Source organism: Enterobacter adelaidei (genome assembly GCF_041937165.1).
In the GTDB taxonomy this organism is placed as follows: domain Bacteria; phylum Pseudomonadota; class Gammaproteobacteria; order Enterobacterales; family Enterobacteriaceae; genus Enterobacter; species Enterobacter adelaidei.
In genome coordinates, this window is record NZ_CP154353.1 from 1,721,512 (window position 1) to 1,741,257 (window position 19,746).

The following is a 19,746-nucleotide window of genomic DNA, read 5'->3' on the forward strand; positions in this document are numbered from 1 at the left end:
GGATCGGATCGATATAAGCACACAAAGGGGGAAGTGCTTACTTATTATGAAACATAAACCACAGATGATGAAAATGCGTTGGTTAGGTGCTGCAGTCGTGTTATCACTGTATACCTCATCGGCACTGGCCTTTAACATCGATGATGTCGCAAAACAGGCAAAATCGATGGCAGGCAAGAGCTACGAAGCGCCGAAAAGTAACTTGCCCTCCGTTTTCCGCGACATGAAGTATGCGGACTATCAGCAGATCCAGTTCAATCACGACAAAGCGTACTGGAACACTATTAAGACCCCGTTCAAGCTTGAGTTTTATCATCAGGGTATGTACTTCGACACGCCTGTTGCCATCAATGAAGTGACGGCAACGGCTGTACGTAAGATCAAGTACAGCCCGGATTATTTTAATTTCGGCGATGTGCAACACGACAAAGATACGGTGAAAGACCTGGGCTTCGCAGGCTTCAAGGTGCTTTACCCGATCAACAGCAAAGATAAAAACGATGAAATCGTCAGCATGCTTGGTGCCAGCTACTTCCGCGTGATCGGCGCGGGGCAGGTATACGGGCTTTCTGCGCGCGGTCTGGCTATTGATACCGCGCTGCCATCAGGTGAAGAGTTTCCACGTTTTCGCGAGTTCTGGATTGAACGTCCAAAACCAACGGACAAACGTCTGACCATTTACGCGCTGCTGGATTCCCCACGAGCAACCGGTGCTTATCGCTTTGTGATTATGCCGGGTCGTGACACGGTGGTTGACGTGCAGTCTAAAGTTTACCTGCGTGACAAAGTGGGCAAACTGGGTGTTGCACCGCTGACCAGTATGTTCCTGTTTGGGCCAAACCAGCCGTCACCAGCAACGAACTTCCGCCCGGAACTGCACGATTCCAATGGCCTGTCTATTCATGCCGGTAACGGTGAGTGGATCTGGCGTCCGCTGAATAACCCGAAACATCTGGCCGTAAGTAGTTTTGCGATGGAAAATCCGCAAGGTTTTGGCCTCCTGCAACGTGGTCGTCAGTTCTCTCGCTTTGAAGATCTGGACGATCGCTATGACCTGCGTCCAAGTGCCTGGGTCACGCCGAAAGGTGACTGGGGTAAAGGGAAGGTTGAGCTGGTTGAAATTCCAACCAACGATGAAACTAACGATAACATCGTGGCTTACTGGACACCGGATCAGCTGCCGGAAGCCGGTAAAGAGATGAACTTCAAGTACACCATTACCTTCAGCCGCGACGAAGATAAGCTGCATGCGCCGGATAGCGCGTATGTTGTGCAGACTCGCCGCTCAACGGGGGATGTGAAACAGTCTAATCTTATCCGTCAGCCTGACGGCACTGTGGCCTTTGTTGTGGACTTCACAGGCCAGGATATGAAGAAACTGTCACCGGATACCGCCGTTGCTGCTCAGGCCAGCATTGGGGATAACGGTGAAATCGTTGAGAATACCGTGCGTTACAACCCGATAACGAAGGGCTGGCGTCTGACTCTGCGTGTGAAAGTGAAAGATCCGAAGCAGACCACTGAAATGCGTGCTGCGCTGGTCAGTGACGATCAGCCGCTGAGTGAAACCTGGAGCTACCAGCTACCTGCCAATGAATAATACATCTGAATATATTGATGCCATGCCGCTGACGGATATCGAAAAAGCGGCACTGCCTAAGAGCGACATCCGCGCGGTTCATACCGCGCTGGATGGTGAACATCATCAGTTTTCCCGGGATGATGATACGCCGCTGGGGTCAGTTAAGGCTCGTCTGGAGCAGGCATGGCCGGACTCGCTGGCAGAAGGGCAGTTGATTAAAGACGACGAAGGACGCGATCAGCTTCAGGCAATGCCGAAGGCTACGCGTTCCTCGATGTTCCCCGATCCGTGGCGTACCAACCCGGTTGGCCGCTTCTGGGATCGTCTGCGCGGACGTGATGTAACGCCGCGCTATCTGTCTCGCCTGACGAAAGAAGAGCAGGCCTCTGAACAGAAATGGCGTACCGTGGGGACAATCCGTCGTTACATCCTGCTGCTTCTGACGCTGGCACAGACGGTTGTCGCGACCTGGTATATGAAAACCATTCTGCCTTACCAGGGCTGGGCGTTCATCAACCCGACGGACATGATGGGCCAGGATCTCTGGGTCTCCTTTATGCAGTTGCTGCCGTATATCCTTCAGAGCGGCATCCTCCTGCTGTTCGCTGTCCTGTTCTGCTGGGTATCGGCCGGTTTCTGGACCGCACTGATGGGCTTCCTGCAGCTGCTGATGGGGCGTGACAAATACAGTATTTCCGCGTCAACGGTCGGGGATGAACCCCTTAATCCTGAGCACCGTACTGCGCTGATTATGCCTATCTGTAACGAAGACGTTGACCGCGTATTTGCGGGGCTGCGTGCGACCTGGGAGTCCGTTAAGGCGACCGGAAACGCGGAGCATTTCGACGTTTACATCCTGAGCGACAGCTACAACCCGGATATCTGCGTTGCAGAGCAAAAAGCCTGGATGGAACTGATTGCGGAAGTGCAGGGCGAAGGCCAGATCTTCTACCGCCGCCGCCGTCGTCGTGTGAAGCGTAAAAGCGGCAACATTGATGACTTCTGCCGTCGCTGGGGTAACCAGTACAGCTATATGGTGGTGCTGGATGCTGACTCCGTCATGAGCGGTGACTGCCTGAGCGGTCTGGTGCGTCTGATGGAAGCCAACCCGAACGCCGGTATTATTCAGTCATCGCCGAAAGCATCCGGTATGGACACGCTCTATGCGCGCTGTCAGCAGTTCGCCACCCGTGTTTACGGGCCGCTGTTTACCGCGGGTCTGCATTTCTGGCAGTTGGGTGAATCGCACTACTGGGGTCACAACGCCATTATCCGCGTGAAGCCGTTCATTGAACACTGCGCGCTGGCACCGTTGCCGGGTGAAGGTTCGTTTGCCGGCTCTATTCTGTCGCATGACTTCGTAGAAGCGGCGCTGATGCGTCGTGCTGGCTGGGGCGTCTGGATTGCCTACGACCTGCCGGGATCGTACGAAGAGCTGCCGCCGAACCTGCTGGATGAGCTTAAACGTGACCGCCGCTGGTGTCATGGTAACCTGATGAACTTCCGCCTGTTCCTGGTAAAAGGGATGCACCCGGTTCACCGTGCGGTGTTCCTGACGGGCGTGATGTCTTATCTCTCCGCACCGCTGTGGTTTATGTTCCTTGCGCTCTCCACTGCGCTGCAGGTGGTGCATGCCCTGACTGAGCCGCAATACTTCCTGCAACCGCGCCAGCTGTTCCCGGTGTGGCCGCAGTGGCGTCCGGAACTGGCGATTGCGCTGTTTGCCTCCACCATGGTGCTGCTGTTCCTGCCTAAGCTGCTCAGCATCATCCTGATCTGGTGCAAAGGTTCGAAAGAGTACGGCGGTTTCTGCCGCGTGACCCTTTCACTCCTGCTGGAAGTGCTGTTCTCCGTGCTGCTGGCGCCGGTGCGTATGCTGTTCCATACCGTGTTTGTGGTCAGTGCGTTCCTGGGCTGGGAAGTGGTCTGGAATTCACCGCAGCGTGATGACGACTCGACGCCGTGGAGTGAAGCCTTTATGCGTCATGGCTCGCAACTTCTGCTGGGCCTGGTGTGGGCGGCGGGGATGGCGTGGCTGGATCTGCGCTTCCTGTTCTGGCTGGCGCCGATTGTATTCTCCTTGATTCTGTCCCCGTTTGTATCGGTCATCTCCAGCCGTTCAACGGTTGGCCTGCGTACCAAACGCTGGAAGCTGTTCCTGATCCCGGAAGAGTATTCCCCGCCGCAGGTACTGGTCGATACCGACAAATATCTGGAGCAGAACCGCAATCGCACGCTGGATGATGGTTTTATGCACGCCGTGTTTAACCCGTCGTTCAACGCGCTGGCAACGGCGATGGCGACAGCACGCCACCGTGCCAGCCAGGTGCTGGAGATTGCCCGCGATCGTCACGTTGAGCAGGCGCTGAACGAGACCCCGGAAAAACTCAATCGCGACCGCCGTCTGGTCCTGTTGAGCGACCCGGTCACGATGGCGCGTCTTCACTACCGCGTGTGGTCCGCTCCGGAGAGATACTCTTCGTGGGTAAATTACTATAAAGAACTGAAACTGAACCCGCTGGCGTTGAAGGCGAAGTAAGTTGTTAAGTAGAGCGGGTAAGCGAAGCGCCACCCGCCAAATAAAATACCGGCTTAATCGCCGGTATTTTTTTAGAGGTTTGAGATGAAAATTATCATCGTCGTCATGATGGCATGCCTGCTTAGCGGCTGCGGCAGCATCATCAGTCGCACCATTCCAGGGCAGGGCCACGGTAATCAGTACTACCCGGGTGTGAAATGGGATGTTCGTGATTCCGCGTGGCGCTATCTTACCGTGCTTGATTTACCGTTTTCGCTGATTTTCGACACGCTGCTGCTGCCGATCGATGCCAGCCACGGCCCTTACGAATAGCGTAAATTAACGCTCGTCCCACTCATCGGCTGCGGTTTGACCCTCTTCCGTATCCAGCGGTGGCTCGAGCTGAAACTCGCCCTCATCCCACTCGTGCAGGGTGTTCTCCTCCAGCCATTCCTGCCGCAGTTCAATTTCATCATAGTCGCCATCAAAAACGGCCTGCGCACCTTCACCACTTAATATCGGCAAACATTCTCCTTCTTCCCCTTCATCGGCAAAGAATTCGGCCTGCCACATAATATCCCCATCCTGCAGAACGTATTTTTGGATATTAAGTTGTTGCACGTCAGCATCTTCTTCTTCAACGCCGGGGTTATCGGCGAGGAACTCTTCACGAGCGGCATCAATAGCTTCTTCCAGCGTGGCGTACATGGTCATTGGTGTCTCCCTGTTTTCCAGAAGGTTTCAGTGAAATAATAGCTGAATATAAGATCCTGCAAGTATGAATGCGAAAATAAGCTGTCAGACGTTCGTGTTATTCAGCCACCGGTCGTAACGCACGGGATAAACTGAACCACGAGTAAATTGCATTGAACAGCACCACGCCCGCCGTCACGATAAAGACGGCGCGAAAACCGAAGCTTGCAGAAATGCCTGCCCCGATAAGCGGCCCGGTCACGTTACCGATGTCACGAAATGACTGGTTATAGCTAAAGATACGCCCGGCTATCTGATTCGTGGAGTTGTAGACCAGCAGGGTCTGAACGGCGGGGAGTAACGCCCCGTCGGCAGCGCCCAGCAAAAAGCGCAGAACGCCCAGCTGCCACGGGGATTGCACCATCGACATAGGGATAAGCAGCAGAACGGAAATCACCAGCGCGCAGATCAGGATCTTTTCCGGACCCACCCGGTCCCCCAGTTTGCCTAGTCTCGGGGCGCTAAGGAGCGCCGCCACGCCGGGAACGGAAGCAATTAGCCCGCTGATGAACGCAATATTGTTGACGTTACCGGCCAGGTCGCGAACGTACAGCGTCAGAATGGGGGCAATCGAACCGGTAGCTACCTGAATAATCAGGGTCGTCACGAACAGGCTCAGCACCAGTCTGGGGTTTTTAAGTGAGGTAAGAACATCCCTTGCGTGAAGCATCTCTTTTTTGGCGACAGGCGTGAAGTTTTCCCGAATACAGATCAACGTGACGACAAAGCACAGGAAAAGCACGCTGGCGGTGATGAAAAAGACGGGCCGCAAGCCGTAATTATCCGCCAGCAATCCGCCGGCCAGTGGCCCCAGCAAGGCACCACTCACGCCACCCGTTGAAAGCGTTCCCAGTGCCCAGCCGCTCTTGTGACGCGGAATTTGGGTGGCTATCAGGGCATTCGCATTGGGAATAAATCCACCGAGCAAGCCCAGTAATGCGCGTAAAATCAGGAACTGCCAGACGTTTTGCGCAATACCCATCAATGCCATGATGATGGCCATCCCCAGCGCCGAACGTAGCAGCATAATTTTACGCCCCTTACGGTCGGCAAGGCCGCCCCAGAAGGGTGAGGCAATCGCGGAAAAGAGAAACGTGACGCTGAACACCAGGCCAGACCACATATTGAGCGCGCTATGGCCCGTTACGCCCAGTTGCTCGACGTAGAGAGGCAGGAAAGGCATGACCAGGCTAAACGCCGCACCGGTAAGAAAACAACCAAACCATGCAACTGTGAGGTTACGTTTCCAGTTTATGGGGGCATCTGAGGGTGACATAACAATCCGCATAATGAGGTGCAGAACACCTGAGGCATGAAGTAATAAGCCTGCTAATTATGCGCCTGGGATATGATTGCTGCAATGAGGAGGAGCTTTAAATGCTAAAACAGCATGCGGCCAGGAAGACCGCATGCGAGTTAATAGCGGGAAGGCGTGCCCTGTGGCCGCGTTTTAAAGCGACGGTGCAACCACATATACTGTTCCGGCGCGAGCATGATGCACTTCTCCACAACGCCGTTCATCCAGAGAGCGGTGGTCTCTGCATCATCCAGCGGTGGTGCGAGTTCAGGTTCCAGCATAATCAGCTCGTAACCAGACCCATCCGGTTTACGACGGGGTACAAAGGGCACGATCGCGGCTTTGGACATCCGCGCCAGCATCCAGGTGCCGGTTGTTGTGGCGGCTTCTTCAACAGCAAAGAAGGGGACAAATACGCTGGATTGCGGACCATAGTCGTGGTCAGGGGCGTACCAGACCACTTCACCGGATTTAAGCGCGCGTATCATGCCCTTCAGATCTTTACGGTCGATCATGCTTTTGTTGGAACGCATACGGCCGTTGGTCTGGATTAAATCGATGACCGGGTTATCGTTGGGGCGATAAACGCCAATACCCGGTGCCTGCATGCCAAACATTCGCGCCCCGATTTCCAGCGTCAGAAAATGCACGCCAATCAGCAGGACACCTGTCTGATTCGCCTGCAGCGTATGCACTGGCTCCATGCCGGTTCCTGTCACTTCGCTCCAGCGCGCCATACGTTTGTCCGGCCAAAACCACGCCATACCGGTTTCCATAAGCCCCATACCGACAGATTCGAAATTTTTCGAGACCATGTCATGTCGTTCTGACTCGCTCATCTGCGGAAAGCACAACTCAAGGTTGCGGTACGCAATTGTGGCACGACGCTTCATCAACTTTTGCGCGATATGGCCCAGAGATTTACCCAACCAGAAAATAACAGGGTAGGGAAGTTGCACCAGAAGCCATAAAAAGCCAATGCCAAGCCAGGTCAACCAATAGCGGGGATGCAAAAGGGCGACGGTAAATTTGGGTAACTGGGTCATGTCTTTCCTGTGTTCTAACGTCCTGTTTCGCTATTGTCTCATTTTTTGAGACATAGCCAAAATATCTGCGTTCGAAACGTGCACGAATACAGCAATTGTTAAGCCTGATTAACCAGGGCGAGTGAAATGTAGCGTAAATTGTGTGGATGTAAATTAACTTTGTTTGCTATATCATGCCGACCGATTTTTCATTCTCTCTAACGATCCCAGGACTTGTACACCATGCCAGTGTTACACAACCGCGTTTCGAATGAGATGTTAAAAGCGCGTATGTTGGCTGAAACCGAACCGCGCACAACCATCTCATTCTACAAATATTTCACGATCAACGATCCGCAAGCGATTCGCGATGAACTTTACCAGGCATTCACCACGCTGAATGTCTTTGGACGCGTCTACCTTGCTCACGAAGGGATCAACGCGCAGATTAGCGTACCGGAAAGTAAAGTAAATGCTTTCCGTGATTTCCTTTACCGCTTCGATCCGGCACTTGATGGCTTACGCCTGAATATTGCTCTGGATGATGACGGAAAATCGTTTTGGGTGCTGCGCATGAAAGTGCGTGAACGCATCGTGGCGGATGGCATTGACGATCCTGAATTTAACCCGGCGGATGTCGGTGATTACCTGAAGGCCGCAGAAGTGAATGCGATGCTGGACGATCCGGATGCCGTGTTCATTGATATGCGTAACCACTATGAGTATGAAGTGGGGCATTTCGAAAATGCGATGGAAATCCCGGCGGATACTTTCCGCGAGCAACTGCCCAAAGCGGTTGAGATGATGCAGGAACATAAAGATAAAAAGATCGTTATGTACTGCACTGGTGGCATCCGCTGCGAGAAGGCCAGCGCGTGGATGAAACACAACGGGTTTAATAAGGTCTGGCATATTGAAGGGGGGATTATCGAGTACGCCCGCCGTGCCCGTGAGCAGGGTTTGCCGGTGCGCTTTATCGGTAAAAACTTTGTCTTTGACGAGCGAATGGGTGAGCGTATTTCTGAGGACGTGATTGCTCAGTGCCATCAGTGTGGCGCACCGTGCGATACTCATACCAACTGCAAAAATGACGGCTGTCATCTGCTGTTCATCCAGTGTCCGGCCTGTGCTGAGAAGTTTAACGGTTGCTGTAGCGAACTGTGCAGTGAAGAGAGCATTCTGCCAGAAGAAGAGCAGCGTCGCCGTCGGGCTGGACGGGAAAATGGCAATAAGATTTTCAATAAATCTCGCGGCCGCCTGAATACCAAACTGGGTATCCCCGACCCGGAATAATGGTAACGCCCGGCAAGGTGAAAACCTGCCGGGCGAATTTATTATTTCTGTTGAACCCCTTCCACAGAAATAACCAGCTCGACATCCTGAGATGCCGGGCCTAAATCTGTTGTGATATTGAAATCTTTCAGATGAATTTTACCTGTTGCTTCAAAACCTGCACGTTTGCCGCCCCATGGATCATCTCCCTGACCGATTAATTTCGCATCCAGGGTGACGGGTTTTGTTACGCCGTTAAGCGTCAGGTTTCCGGTAATATCCAGCTTATCACCCGCTTTTTTCACCTCCGTAGAGGTGAAGGTGGCTTGTGGGTATTTAGTGACATTCAGGAACTCTGCACTGCGCAAGTGTTTATCTCGTTCAGCATGGTTCGTGTCGACGCTGTTGGTATTAATGGTCACATTGACTTTATCGGTCGCAGGATTTTTCTCGTCGAAGCTGAATGTGCCGTCAAAATCCTTAAAGGTACCGTACAGCCAGCTATATCCAAGGTGCTGAATACGGAAATTGACGAAAGCATGTTGGCCCTCTTTATCAATTTTATAATCAGCCGCCACGGCGGAACCGGTGGTGAATAACAGAGAACCCAGTGCGATACCCAGCAGGTGTTTTTTCATTTTATACTCCAGAGTCAACTGACGAGCGGCCAAGCATGCGCTTTAGCGTATCGTCTTTATCAATAAAGTGGTGTTTGAGGGCGGCAAGTCCGTGCAGTACAGACAGGATCACGACGCTCCATGCCAGCCAGAGGTGAACGGCCCCAGCAGTGTCAGCCTGAGAGCCCGCATCGCTAAGCGTTGCCGGTACGTCAAAAATACCAAAGACGCTAATAGGTTTGCCGTCTGCCGTCGAGATGAGATAGCCGCTAATGAGGATGGCAAAGAGCAGTATATAGAGCGCAATGTGCGCGGCAACGGCACTAATGCGAGTCAATTTACTGTGGGTCTTCGGTGCGCTGGGTGGTGGAGAAATATGTCGCCAAATCACGCGAATAACCAGTCCCAGCATCAACAGGACGCCAATGCTTTTATGTAACTCCGGTGCCTGATGATACCAGCCATCATAATAGCTGAGTGTTACCATCCAGAGACCCAGTCCGAACATAGCATAGACGGCAATAGCAAATATCCAGTGCAAACATATGGATATTATTCCATAGCGCCGGGAAGAGTTACGTAATTGCATCAGAATGTCCATTTTCAAATTAACCGAAGGGTAAAAATGAACGGGAAGATGTGATATTGCAACTGAAATAAATGTATATTGATTTTTATTTTATTTATTTCAGCGATTTTGAAAAGGATCGATAAAGGTAATTCAATCTCTTCGTGCAAGATGAAATTTAGATTTTCAATAAAGCTAAATTAATGTCAATTATTGTCAGTCTGGCTTTTCAATAAAATACAATGTAAACAAAATCAATAATGGCCAACAGTGCCCACAATAAGATATAGAGCATTAAATGCTCGCGAATATTATTCATAAGAAAGTTAACGATCCTGCGCATAACGCTCCGCAATGCAGTATGAATGAAACGGGCTCCGGGATGTCCGGAGCCTGTTAGGGATTATCTGTTAAAACGCGAGAGTGAGAAGGGGCTCAGATCAAACTGTGGCGTGATACCCTGAGCAAACTGCGCGGCGATTTCGCCCAGCACGGAAGCAAACTTAAAGCCGTGGCCGCTCAGTCCTGTGATGAGCAGAGTGTTGTCATGCCCCGGCAGCGTATCAATGATAAAGTCTTCATCTGGCGTGTTGTCGTAGGTACAGGCCGCGCCATACAGCAAGCCGCCGACGCCTGGAAGAATATTGCGCAGGAACGAGAAGGCCTCTGACCCATCCTGTGGGTAAGCGCCGAAGGGTTTACGCTCCTCAGGGGAGGAGATAGCCTGGCCCCCGTTGTGTTTACCGATTTTCAGTGCGTCTTTTTCTGACGGGAAGCCGTAGAACTGGTCGCCGTTGGGTAATTCGCCGGTGAAGGCCGGGAATTTATTCTGGGCGCTGTAACGACCATCCGACTGGAACCAGGAGAAGACCTTGCGCACCGGCTGGATCGGCAGAGCGGGCAGCAGGCGGGTAACCCAGGTTCCCGCGCTGACAAGCAGGCGATCCGCGGAATATTCACCGTCAAGGGTCGCTACCGTGACGCCATTATCGTCATGGGTGATGGCGTCTACCGGACAGTTGAACAGCTGCGCGCAGCCAGCCTTCGCGGCAAGCTCGATCCAGGTCTTGATCGCCGTTTCGCAATGCAGCACCCCGGAATGGGCTTCAAAGAGGCCGATATAATCTTCCGGGACGGTAATTTCGGGCCAGCGCGCGGTAATACCCGTCGCGTCCAGCTTCTCAACGTCCAGATTGAAAGCTTTCGCGCTGCGTTCGACGTTGGCGAGAAAATCAGAACTGGCCGGGCCGAGGTTGATCACCCCTGTGCGCTCGAAAATGCGATCTTCAGTCTGTTTCGCCAGATCATCCCACAGCGCCTGTGCGCGGAGCACCAGCGGAACATAGCGCTCCCCTTCACCATACGCATGGCGTATGAGTCGGGTGTCGCCATGATGGCTACCCTCTGTATGAGGAGGGCGGTGGGCATCAATCATCAGGACGTTCAGCCCTGCCTGTGTCGCATAATATCCGGCGGCGGAACCTACGGAGCCGCTACCAATAATGATTAAGTCGTATCTCATATGCATCTCGTAAACTCACGTTATGTGAGCAGAGTAATTAACAACGCGGGGTTAGACAAGGGTGAAATAAATAAGGCACCGCAAGGGTGCCTGTTGAGTGAAAGGTTGGCATTCGTTTAGTGCCGCTTATACTCATTTTCCTGATAGTCGCCAGATTCTATTTTTGCAATACCTGCCTCTAAAATAGAAATAAACTGACGAGCGACGTCTGTTGTTAGCCACAGCGTCTGTCCAACTTCCGCTTCTTCACGGTTGAGTTGATTCGGGGTTTGGTAGTGCAAACGCAGCATCAGTGCATCGTAGCTATCTACGGTACTGATATCCCAGCCTACAAGCGGATGGGTCTGGATGACTTCACTATTCTTTTCCATTATAACCCCCTTAATGCGTGTTAGAAGACAACGGCTCTGAGGTTCAATGCATGTTTTTCTGAAGCTTTTTCAGTATACCAAGTAATAAGGGGTTCGACGGCAAAAATAAACAGGTAGCAACACATTTTTCTGCTTTTTAGGATTGTTCGAACAATAAAACACCATCTCGTTCATGATTTTTAAAGAAGATATCGGAATAATTTGAACTTTCAGAATTTTCAGGCGAAAAAAAAGCCGGGGCGACCCGGCAAAAAAAACACAATGAGGGAGCAGTATTAATCTGTGATGAACCAGTCGTCAGCGCTTTCCCATGTTTCTTGCAGAATTTCGCTGATGCGATCTTTATCTTCTTTCGCAGCACCAATGACGGAGAGGTTGTTTGCTGTCGCATAACGAACCGTTACGGCACCGGTATTGTCGGGAAAGGTGTTGTTAATTCGACGGGATAATTCCCCTGCCAGCGCATCCAGCGCGCCAACAGGCAGGACGGTAGTTTTGGCTATGGTGACTTCAATACGCATAAATGCCCCCTGTGTAATATACTGTTTATTTATACAGGTATATTATCGGTTTGACAACAAGGGGCACTGAATATTTAGCGTTTTACTGTCCAGTGAACGGTTTCGCCTGCCAGGAATGGGACAAGGGTGTCATCCGTCAGGGCAATGGATTCCTCAACCTGGCTTGCTTTACGCTCCAGTTCGATGAAGGTGTCATTGACCGGCAGACCATAGAAGCGCGGGCCGTTGAGGGAGCAGAACGCTTCAAAATGCTGCAGTGCGTTCATCTCTTCAAACACGGTCGCGTAGCTTGCGAGGGCGGTTGGGGCGTTGAAGCAGCCCGCGCAGCCGCAGCTTGCCTCTTTACGATGGCGGGCGTGAGGCGCGGAATCGGTACCGAGGAACGCGCGGGAGAACCCGCTGGCTACCAGCTCGCGCAGGGCCTGCTGGTGAATGTTGCGCTTAAGGATCGGCAGGCAGTACAGGTGCGGACGTACGCCGCCTACCAGCATGTGGTTACGGTTAAACATCAGGTGCTGAGGGGTGATGGTGGCGGCAATAAGATCGTTGCCGTCACGCACATACTCTGCCGCGTCTTTGGTGGTGATGTGTTCGAACACGACTTTAAGCGCAGGCAGTCGCTGGCGCAGCGGTTCCATCACGGTCTCAATAAAGCGGGCTTCACGGTCAAAGATGTCAATCTCAGCGTGGGTGACTTCACCATGTACCAGCAGCGGCATGCCCAGTTTCTGCATGCGTTCCAGCACCGGCATGATGGCATCAATACTGGTAACACCGTGGCTGGAGTTAGTGGTGGCATTCGCCGGGTAGAGTTTTGCCGCAGTGAATACACCTTCGTTAAAACCGCGCTCCACTTCGTTCGGATCCAGTGAATCGGTCAGGTAGCAGGTCATCAACGGGGTGAAATCATGCCCTTCGGGAACGGCATCAAGGATGCGCTGGCGATATGCGATTGCGGCATCGACGGTGGTGACTGGTGGAACCAGGTTAGGCATGACAATCGCGCGGCCATAAATTTCGCTGGTATAGGGCACGACGGTTTTCAGCATATCGCCATCACGCAGATGGATATGCCAGTCGTCTGGGCGGCGGATTTTAAGAACCTGGGGTTGTGCAGTCATGGAAGCTCCGGCTTGTCAGGAATCAGTCATTAGGATGGCTGTTTTTGCCGGACACAAATCATAAGCGGAAACGTTTTCGTTTGCACACTTTTCCGTAAAAAAAAGGGCGCCTCAGCGCCCTTCAGGTTAATCGGTGAAAGGAATGACAATTTCTCCCGGTTTCACCTCTATCCCTTTTGCATATTTTTTCGCAAGGGCTTCACCCTTACTCTTGTCTTCACTTAAGACATACGCAGGCTGCTGATTAAAATAATTACGCAGCGACTGGTTCAGATAGGGCATCAGCGTTTGCAGAACCGGAGCCATCTTATCCGGGGAAACCTGAGCATCGACCACTTCCATCTCCTGCAGGAAAATCGCGCCTTTCTCTTTATTGAAAACGGGAAGGGCCTTCAGTTTCAGCTTAATGTTAGCTTTCTGGTTGCCAAAGAGGGAATACATATCAAGATCTGCATCTCCTGCCAGAGTGACTTTGTTTGGCTCTTCACGCCCAATCTGGCTGGTGAGATTGGAAAGGACGATATGTGCGTCGGCAAGCCCTGGCACGCCAATGTCTTTAGAGAAATTGTTATGTTTTTCCAGCGCCTGATTAATTTCCTGTTCACTGACGGTATATTGCGTTAGCTGGTTACAGCCAACCAGCAGACCGCTGACAATCAATGCTGCGGCGAAAACAATTTTCTTCATAGTGTTCCTCAACGAAAAATCGGCGCTTCTGTCCTGTGACGTCAGTATGTCAGTGTGAAATTGCAGAAACCAGCAGAAAAAACTGAGAAATGGGAGCGGGAGTGTACTCCCGCTCAAGGGAAGTGCTACGCGCCAGGCTCGAGCATGCCGCTCGCGCTGCGTTTCTGGCTGAACTGCCACCACAGGGCCAACAGTGTGATTAAACCCACCACGCCGAGCATCATCCAGGGCAGTTCGGGTTGATTCAGGGCTTTACCGGCATCAAATAACCAACCGCCGCCGGTGTAACCTAATGCGCCGCCAAGCGCCAGCCCCAGCCGGCTGAACCCCATATAGCTGCCACGCGCCCGCGCATCCGCAAGCGAAGCGCTCAGCGTTTCACGGGCGGGCTCGGCGATGATAGAACCAATATAGAACGTGCAAATCAGCGTAAACAGTTGCTGAAGGGAGTTCACCAGGCCGATCGGCATCATGCTCAGCGTCATCAGGAACAGCCCGGCCATCAGGCGATGCTCCAGACGAAAACGCCGTTCGCTCCAGCGGGCAATCGGATACAGCAGCGACAACGACAGGCAGGCTTCGATGGCATACATCCATTTGACGGCAGCTGGGGTTCCCGCAATGTCGTTAACCATGATCGGCAGCATCAGCATCACCTGTACGGCGAGCATGTAGTAACCCGTCAGGGTTAACACGTACGTGACGAAACGCTTGTCGCGCAGCACACGACCGAGGCCTTCCCGAACGGGGGCTTTGACCGTCGACAGTTTCCAGGCAGGCAGGAACAGGCCATTAAACAGCGCGCACAGAATAAAGAGCACCGCACCAGCGGCGCACACCAGACGGAAGTCATACTGCAGCAGCCAGCTTCCCAGTAGTGCGCCAATAACTGCACCCGCACTGTCCTGCATCATCAGAATCGAGAAGAAACGCCCTCTGTGCTGCGGGCGAATGAGCTTCACCACCAGCGCAGTGCGAGGCGGATCAAACAGCGTGCCCCCGATACCGGAAAGGAAGCAGGAGAACCACAGCTGCCAGGGCTCCTGAGCGACCGCCATCGTGGCAAAACCTGCCGCGCGCAGCAGCATACCGGTAACGATCATTGGTTTCGCGCCAAAACGGTCAGCGATGGCGCCACCAAAGACACCGAGACCCTGCTGGACAAACTGGCGTAACCCCAGGGCAATGCCAACCATCAATGCCGCCCAGCCCATTTGATCGACAAAACGAATCGAGATAAGGGGGAATACGACAAAAAAGCCGAGCACGACCAGCATGTTATCGACGAGCAGGAAATATTTACCCAGGCTCCTGGCCTGTGATACGCGGGACATTTTCCCTCCGGGGAAAATAAGAAGGTGAGCACGCTAACATTCTGCGGTGTCATTCCGCTTTTTCCCACCCCTGTACGTGACAATATTTTTTTATCAAAAGGGTGCTTTGATAGAGAGTTCTCATCGAAAATGGTGAAAAGAGGGCAAAATGGTATGTCACTGTTTTCACAGACGGCGCAGGCGCAGGTATAGTAAAGCTAATGGGTAAGCAGAAGTGACGGGAAGGAGTGGGATCGATGTTTGGCTATCGCAGTAATGTGCCAAAAGTGCGTCTGACAACGGACAGGCTGGTCGTTCGTCTGGTGCATGAGCGTGATGCCTGGCGTCTGGCGGACTATTACGCCGAGAATCGCCAGTTTTTAAAACCCTGGGAACCCGTTCGGGATGAGAGCCATTGTTACCCTTCTGGCTGGCAAGCGCGTCTCAGCATGATTGCGGAATTTCACAAGCAGGGAAGTGCTTTCTATTTTGCGCTGCTGGATCCCGAGGAGAAAGAGATCATTGGGATTGCCAATTTTTCCAACGTGGTGCGGGGATCGTTTCACGCCTGTTACCTTGGCTACTCCATCGGCCAGAAATGGCAGGGACAGGGGCTAATGTACGAGGCGCTAACGGTGGCTATTCGCTATATGCAGCGTACGCAACATATCCATCGCATTATGGCGAACTACATGCCGCATAATCAGCGTAGCGGTAATTTGCTGGCGCGATTAGGGTTCGAGAAAGAGGGCTACGCCAAAGATTATCTGTTGATAGACGGAGAATGGCGTGACCACGTTCTGACAGCATTAACCACCCGGGACTGGACTGCAGGTCGTTAAGGAGAAAAGATGAAATATCAGCTAAGCGGTACCGAAGCGCGCGTGATTGGGTGCTTACTCGAAAAACAGGTCACCACGCCAGAGCAGTACCCGCTCTCTGTCAATGCCGTGACGATGGCCTGCAATCAGAAAACCAACCGTGAGCCAGTCATGAACCTGAGTGAACACGAAGTTCAGGATGTGCTGGATGAGTTGGTCAAACGGCACTACCTGCGGACCGTCAGCGGCTTCGGTAACCGTGTGACGAAATATGAGCAGCGTTTCTGTAATTCCGAATTTGGCAATCTGAAGTTGAGCGCCGCAGAAGTCGCGGTGATTACCTCGCTGTTGCTGCGCGGGGCGCAAACGCCGGGTGAGCTGCGTACTCGTGCTTCCCGCATGCATGAGTTTGCGGATATGCAGGAAGTTGAGCAGGTCCTGGAAGGGCTGGCCTCGCGTGAAGAGGGGCCTTATGTGGTGCGTCTGGCGCGCGAGCCAGGTAAACGTGAAAGCCGCTATATGCATCTGTTCAGCGGCGAAGTTGATATTTCAGTAAAGTCTCTGGTAACCGATGTAAGTGTTGAACAAGATGATTTGGTTACGCGCGTGGCAGCGCTGGAAGACGAGGTCGCAGGACTGAAACAGCGTCTGGATGCCTTGCTGGCACACCTGGGAGACTAAGGATGAAAAAATTACGCGTAGGCGTGGTGGGTCTGGGCGGCATCGCGCAAAAAGCCTGGCTACCGGTATTGGGTGCGGCGACGGACTGGACGCTTCAGGGGGCGTGGTCACCGAATCGCGAGAAGGCCGAGCGGATCTGCGAAACGTGGCGCATCCCTTATGCCAATTCTCTTCAGGATTTAGCCCACGAGTGCGATGCGGTCTTTGTTCATACCTCAACGGCAACCCACTATCAGGTGGTGAGTGAGCTACTCCATGCAGGGGTTCATGTATGTGTGGATAAGCCGCTGGCTGAAAATGTCCAGGACGCGGAACGGCTGATTGAGCTGGCGGCGCGTAAAAAACTGACGCTGATGGTGGGTTTCAACCGCCGCTTCGCGCCACTTTACCAACAGCTGAAAGCGCAGTCCGGCAGTCTGGCCTCGCTCCGTATGGATAAACACCGTACCGACAGTATCGGCCCCAACGATTTACGCTTCACGCTGCTGGATGACTATCTGCACGTCGTGGACACGGCGCTGTGGCTCAGTAACGGTAATGCGCAGCTGCAAAGCGGGACGCTCCTGACGAATGAGCAGGGCGAGATGGTCTATGCTGAACATCACTTCGCGATTGACCATCTGCAGGTAACGACCAGCATGCATCGTCGTGCGGGCAGTCAGCGTGAGTCCGTTCAGGCGGTGACTGACGGTGCGCTTTACGAAATCACCGATATGCGTGAGTGGCGGGAAGAGAAGGGCAACGGCGTGGTGACGCTGCCGGCGCCTGGCTGGCAGAGCACCCTGGAGCAGCGCGGGTTCGCAGGATGTGCCCGCCACTTTATCACCTGTGTGCAAAATCAGACGGTTCCTGAAACGTCCGGCGAGCAGGCCATTATGGCGCAACGTATTGTGGAGCGGCTCTGGCGAGAGGCGATGAGTGAATAATTCGCTGTAACATCTGCGGATAGTAATTCGTTGAAATCCGGGTAGACTAAGCGCCGGTTGTTGGTTTCGCCGGGTGGTGCTTACACTTACCCGGCTTACAAATCCGTAGGGTTGTGGAAATTCACGTTAATGAACTTATTAAAATCGCTGGCAGCCGTCAGCTCGATGACCATGTTTTCCCGCGTACTCGGTTTTGCGCGCGATGCAATTGTGGCAAGGGTCTTTGGTGCAGGGATGGCTACGGACGCCTTTTTCGTCGCGTTCAAATTGCCAAACCTGCTGCGTCGTATTTTTGCGGAAGGGGCATTTTCTCAGGCTTTTGTTCCGATCCTGGCGGAATATAAAAGCAAGCAGGGTGAGGACGCGACGCGCGTATTTGTCTCTTATGTCTCCGGGTTGTTGACGCTGGCCCTGGCTGTGGTGACTGTCGTCGGGATGCTGGCGGCGCCCTGGGTGATTATGGTGACTGCGCCTGGTTTTGCCGATACGGCAGATAAATTTGCCCTGACCTCACAGCTTCTGCGCATTACCTTCCCTTATATTCTGTTGATCTCGCTGGCCTCGCTGGTGGGGGCGATACTGAACACCTGGAACCGTTTTTCCGTTCCGGCATTTGCGCCGACGTTTCTTAACGTCAGCATGATCGGCTTTGCCCTGTTTGCCGCACCGCATTTCAATCCGCCGGTACTGGCGCTGGCATGGGCGGTGACCGTGGGTGGCGTGCTGCAGCTGGCTTATCAGCTGCCGCATCTGAAAAAAATAGGCATGCTGGTGCTGCCGCGTATCAATCTCAAAGATGCCGGTGCAATGCGTGTTATTAAGCAGATGGGACCTGCGATCCTTGGCGTCTCCGTCAGCCAGATCTCGCTTATTATCAATACCATTTTTGCTTCTTTCCTTGTGTCCGGCTCGGTCTCCTGGATGTACTACGCTGACCGTCTAATGGAGTTTCCGTCCGGGGTGCTGGGGGTAGCGCTGGGGACAATCCTGCTGCCGTCGCTGTCGAAGAGTTTTGCCAGTGGCAATCACGATGAGTACTGTCGGTTGATGGACTGGGGTTTACGTCTCTGCTTCCTGCTGGCGCTGCCAAGCGCGGTGGCGCTGGGTATTCTGGCCAAACCGCTGACGGTCTCGCTCTTCCAGTACGGGAAATTCACCGCGTTTGATGCTGCCATGACGCAGCGTGCCCTGATTGCCTACTCGGTTGGTTTGATGGGGCTGATCGTCGTCAAGGTGCTGGCCCCGGGCTTCTACTCGCGGCAGGACATCAAAACACCGGTGAAAATTGCGATTGTGACGCTGATTATGACCCAACTAATGAACCTGGCGTTTATTGGTCCGCTGAAGCATGCGGGCTTGTCATTGTCTATCGGTCTGGCCGCTTGTCTGAATGCCGGGCTGTTGTACTGGCAACTCCGCAAGCAGGATATCTTCACGCCGCAGCCGGGTTGGTCACGTTTCCTTGTACGACTGATCGTCGCGGTGCTGGTGATGTCTGCAGCGCTGCTCGGCATGATGTACGTGATGCCGGAGTGGTCCCAGGGAACCATGCCATACCGTCTGATGCGGCTGATGGCCGTGGTGATGGTTGGCGTGGTGGCTTACTTTGCCACGCTCGCCGTGTTGGGGTTCAAGGTGAAAGAATTCACCCGTCGTACGGCATAAACGCCAAAAGGGGAGTTCACCTTATGGTGCTCCCCGCTGCATGATTTGTCGCTGCTGCTTCAAATCGAAATCTTTTTTACACCCGCAATACGTGCAGTAGCAGTCTGACCATCCGCACCGTACAGTCCGGTTTCTTTATGCGGTTTCAACACCTCAAGCGCTTGCTGATTACGCTCTATCTGACCTTCAAGCAGCCAGCCGTTATGCTGGTTAAGATCGCGCAGGTGTCGCGTTTTTTCAGTAATGGTCTGCCAACGCTCAACAATATCGTCATTTGCACTGCGCTTAGGATCTTGCTCAGCGCGGCGTTGTTGCTCCAGATAATCCAGCGTTGCCAGAAGCGAACTTTTGTCTTCAGTAATCCGCTGCAACGCGCTGCCGTTAATGTGACCGGAAGAGAGATGCTGTTGCTCTGCGTCCATTACCGTTTTCAGGTCGTTCAGGACAACCGTCATTTGATCCAGTATTTCTGACAGTCGACTCATA

The 19,746-nt window shown here is 53.1% G+C and carries 21 protein-coding genes; 8 read left to right on the forward strand and 13 right to left on the reverse strand.

The genetic code is table 11. The features are described 5' to 3' along the window. Window positions 1–46 precede the first annotated feature (46 nt). The 3 genes from mdoG (at window position 47) to AAHF05_RS08415 (ending at window position 4,433) form a co-directional block, all read left to right on the forward strand. On the forward strand, window positions 47–1,600 hold the full coding sequence (gene mdoG / locus AAHF05_RS08405) for a glucans biosynthesis protein MdoG (RefSeq protein ID WP_028019083.1): 1,554 nt from the start codon (window positions 47–49) through the stop codon (window positions 1,598–1,600). Beyond that, complete coding sequence (gene mdoH / locus AAHF05_RS08410) at window positions 1,593–4,121, forward strand: glucans biosynthesis glucosyltransferase MdoH (RefSeq protein ID WP_028019082.1); 2,529 nt, start codon at window positions 1,593–1,595, stop codon at window positions 4,119–4,121. The genes mdoG and mdoH overlap by 8 nt, the downstream gene beginning before the upstream one ends. Window positions 4,122–4,205: 84 nt before the next feature. Next, window positions 4,206–4,433, forward strand: coding sequence for a YceK/YidQ family lipoprotein (locus AAHF05_RS08415; protein WP_013097162.1), 228 nt, complete (start codon window positions 4,206–4,208; stop codon window positions 4,431–4,433). A 6-nt stretch (window positions 4,434–4,439) separates the two neighbouring features. Here the strand turns inward: AAHF05_RS08415 and AAHF05_RS08420 are convergent, their stop codons facing one another. The 3 genes from AAHF05_RS08420 to AAHF05_RS08430 form a co-directional block, all read right to left on the reverse strand. Then, the gene (locus AAHF05_RS08420) at window positions 4,440–4,814 is read right to left on the reverse strand and encodes a MysB family protein (RefSeq protein ID WP_023311118.1); all 375 of its coding nucleotides are present in this window, start codon (window positions 4,812–4,814) and stop codon (window positions 4,440–4,442) included. Between the two features lie 97 nt (window positions 4,815–4,911). Continuing rightward, on the reverse strand, window positions 4,912–6,129 hold the full coding sequence (mdtG, locus tag AAHF05_RS08425) for a multidrug efflux MFS transporter MdtG (protein WP_028019081.1): 1,218 nt from the start codon (window positions 6,127–6,129) through the stop codon (window positions 4,912–4,914). A gap of 140 nt (window positions 6,130–6,269) precedes the next feature. After that, window positions 6,270–7,196, reverse strand: a complete 927-nt coding sequence (locus AAHF05_RS08430; RefSeq protein WP_129325045.1) for a Kdo(2)-lipid IV(A) acyltransferase — start codon at window positions 7,194–7,196, stop codon at window positions 6,270–6,272. Between the two features lie 222 nt (window positions 7,197–7,418). Between AAHF05_RS08430 and AAHF05_RS08435 the strand changes: the two genes are divergently transcribed. After that, on the forward strand, window positions 7,419–8,468 hold the full coding sequence (locus AAHF05_RS08435) for a rhodanese-related sulfurtransferase (RefSeq protein WP_129325046.1): 1,050 nt from the start codon (window positions 7,419–7,421) through the stop codon (window positions 8,466–8,468). A 41-nt stretch (window positions 8,469–8,509) separates the two neighbouring features. Here the strand turns inward: AAHF05_RS08435 and AAHF05_RS08440 are convergent, their stop codons facing one another. The 9 genes from AAHF05_RS08440 to mdtH all read right to left on the reverse strand — a co-directional run bounded on the left by AAHF05_RS08440 (window position 8,510) and on the right by mdtH (window position 15,188). Beyond that, window positions 8,510–9,085 (reverse strand): YceI family protein, encoded by a 576-nt coding sequence (locus tag AAHF05_RS08440; RefSeq protein ID WP_028019078.1) that lies wholly within the window; start codon window positions 9,083–9,085, stop codon window positions 8,510–8,512. 1 nt (window position 9,086) lies between these two features. Next, entirely contained in the window at window positions 9,087–9,653 is a 567-nt protein-coding gene (locus tag AAHF05_RS08445; RefSeq protein ID WP_129325047.1) for a cytochrome b, read from the reverse strand. 208 nt (window positions 9,654–9,861) lie between these two features. Next, window positions 9,862–9,975, reverse strand: a complete 114-nt coding sequence (locus tag AAHF05_RS08450; RefSeq protein WP_032666986.1) for a YceO family protein — start codon at window positions 9,973–9,975, stop codon at window positions 9,862–9,864. A 60-nt stretch (window positions 9,976–10,035) separates the two neighbouring features. Further along, on the reverse strand, window positions 10,036–11,154 hold the full coding sequence (gene solA, locus AAHF05_RS08455) for an N-methyl-L-tryptophan oxidase (RefSeq protein WP_129325048.1): 1,119 nt from the start codon (window positions 11,152–11,154) through the stop codon (window positions 10,036–10,038). 116 nt (window positions 11,155–11,270) lie between these two features. Continuing rightward, window positions 11,271–11,525 (reverse strand): biofilm formation regulator BssS, encoded by a 255-nt coding sequence (bssS, locus tag AAHF05_RS08460; protein ID WP_008500827.1) that lies wholly within the window; start codon window positions 11,523–11,525, stop codon window positions 11,271–11,273. Window positions 11,526–11,800: 275 nt separating this feature from the next. After that, window positions 11,801–12,046, reverse strand: a complete 246-nt coding sequence (gene dinI / locus AAHF05_RS08465; RefSeq protein ID WP_028019075.1) for a DNA damage-inducible protein I — start codon at window positions 12,044–12,046, stop codon at window positions 11,801–11,803. 74 nt (window positions 12,047–12,120) lie between these two features. Continuing rightward, complete coding sequence (gene pyrC, locus AAHF05_RS08470; protein WP_028019074.1) at window positions 12,121–13,167, reverse strand: dihydroorotase; 1,047 nt, start codon at window positions 13,165–13,167, stop codon at window positions 12,121–12,123. A 126-nt stretch (window positions 13,168–13,293) separates the two neighbouring features. Continuing rightward, entirely contained in the window at window positions 13,294–13,854 is a 561-nt protein-coding gene (locus tag AAHF05_RS08475) for a lipoprotein (protein WP_129325049.1), read from the reverse strand. Between the two features lie 125 nt (window positions 13,855–13,979). Further along, window positions 13,980–15,188 carry a multidrug efflux MFS transporter MdtH gene (gene mdtH / locus AAHF05_RS08480; protein WP_129325050.1) on the reverse strand — a complete coding sequence of 403 codons (1,209 nt, stop codon included), beginning with the start codon at window positions 15,186–15,188 and terminating at the stop codon, window positions 13,980–13,982. 236 nt (window positions 15,189–15,424) lie between these two features. Between mdtH and rimJ the strand changes: the two genes are divergently transcribed. From rimJ to murJ, 4 genes are all read left to right on the forward strand, one after another. After that, entirely contained in the window at window positions 15,425–16,009 is a 585-nt protein-coding gene (gene rimJ, locus AAHF05_RS08485) for a ribosomal protein S5-alanine N-acetyltransferase (protein WP_013097146.1), read from the forward strand. A 9-nt stretch (window positions 16,010–16,018) separates the two neighbouring features. Then, complete coding sequence (locus tag AAHF05_RS08490; protein WP_129325051.1) at window positions 16,019–16,669, forward strand: YceH family protein; 651 nt, start codon at window positions 16,019–16,021, stop codon at window positions 16,667–16,669. Window positions 16,670–16,671: 2 nt separating this feature from the next. Next, window positions 16,672–17,595 (forward strand): Gfo/Idh/MocA family protein, encoded by a 924-nt coding sequence (locus tag AAHF05_RS08495; RefSeq protein WP_028019070.1) that lies wholly within the window; start codon window positions 16,672–16,674, stop codon window positions 17,593–17,595. Between the two features lie 129 nt (window positions 17,596–17,724). After that, complete coding sequence (gene murJ / locus AAHF05_RS08500; RefSeq protein WP_049007898.1) at window positions 17,725–19,260, forward strand: murein biosynthesis integral membrane protein MurJ; 1,536 nt, start codon at window positions 17,725–17,727, stop codon at window positions 19,258–19,260. Between the two features lie 59 nt (window positions 19,261–19,319). On the opposite strand, the gene flgN is transcribed toward murJ, so the two are convergent. Further along, window positions 19,320–19,745, reverse strand: a complete 426-nt coding sequence (gene flgN, locus AAHF05_RS08505) for a flagella biosynthesis chaperone FlgN (RefSeq protein ID WP_028019068.1) — start codon at window positions 19,743–19,745, stop codon at window positions 19,320–19,322. Window position 19,746: the final 1 nt, after the last annotated feature.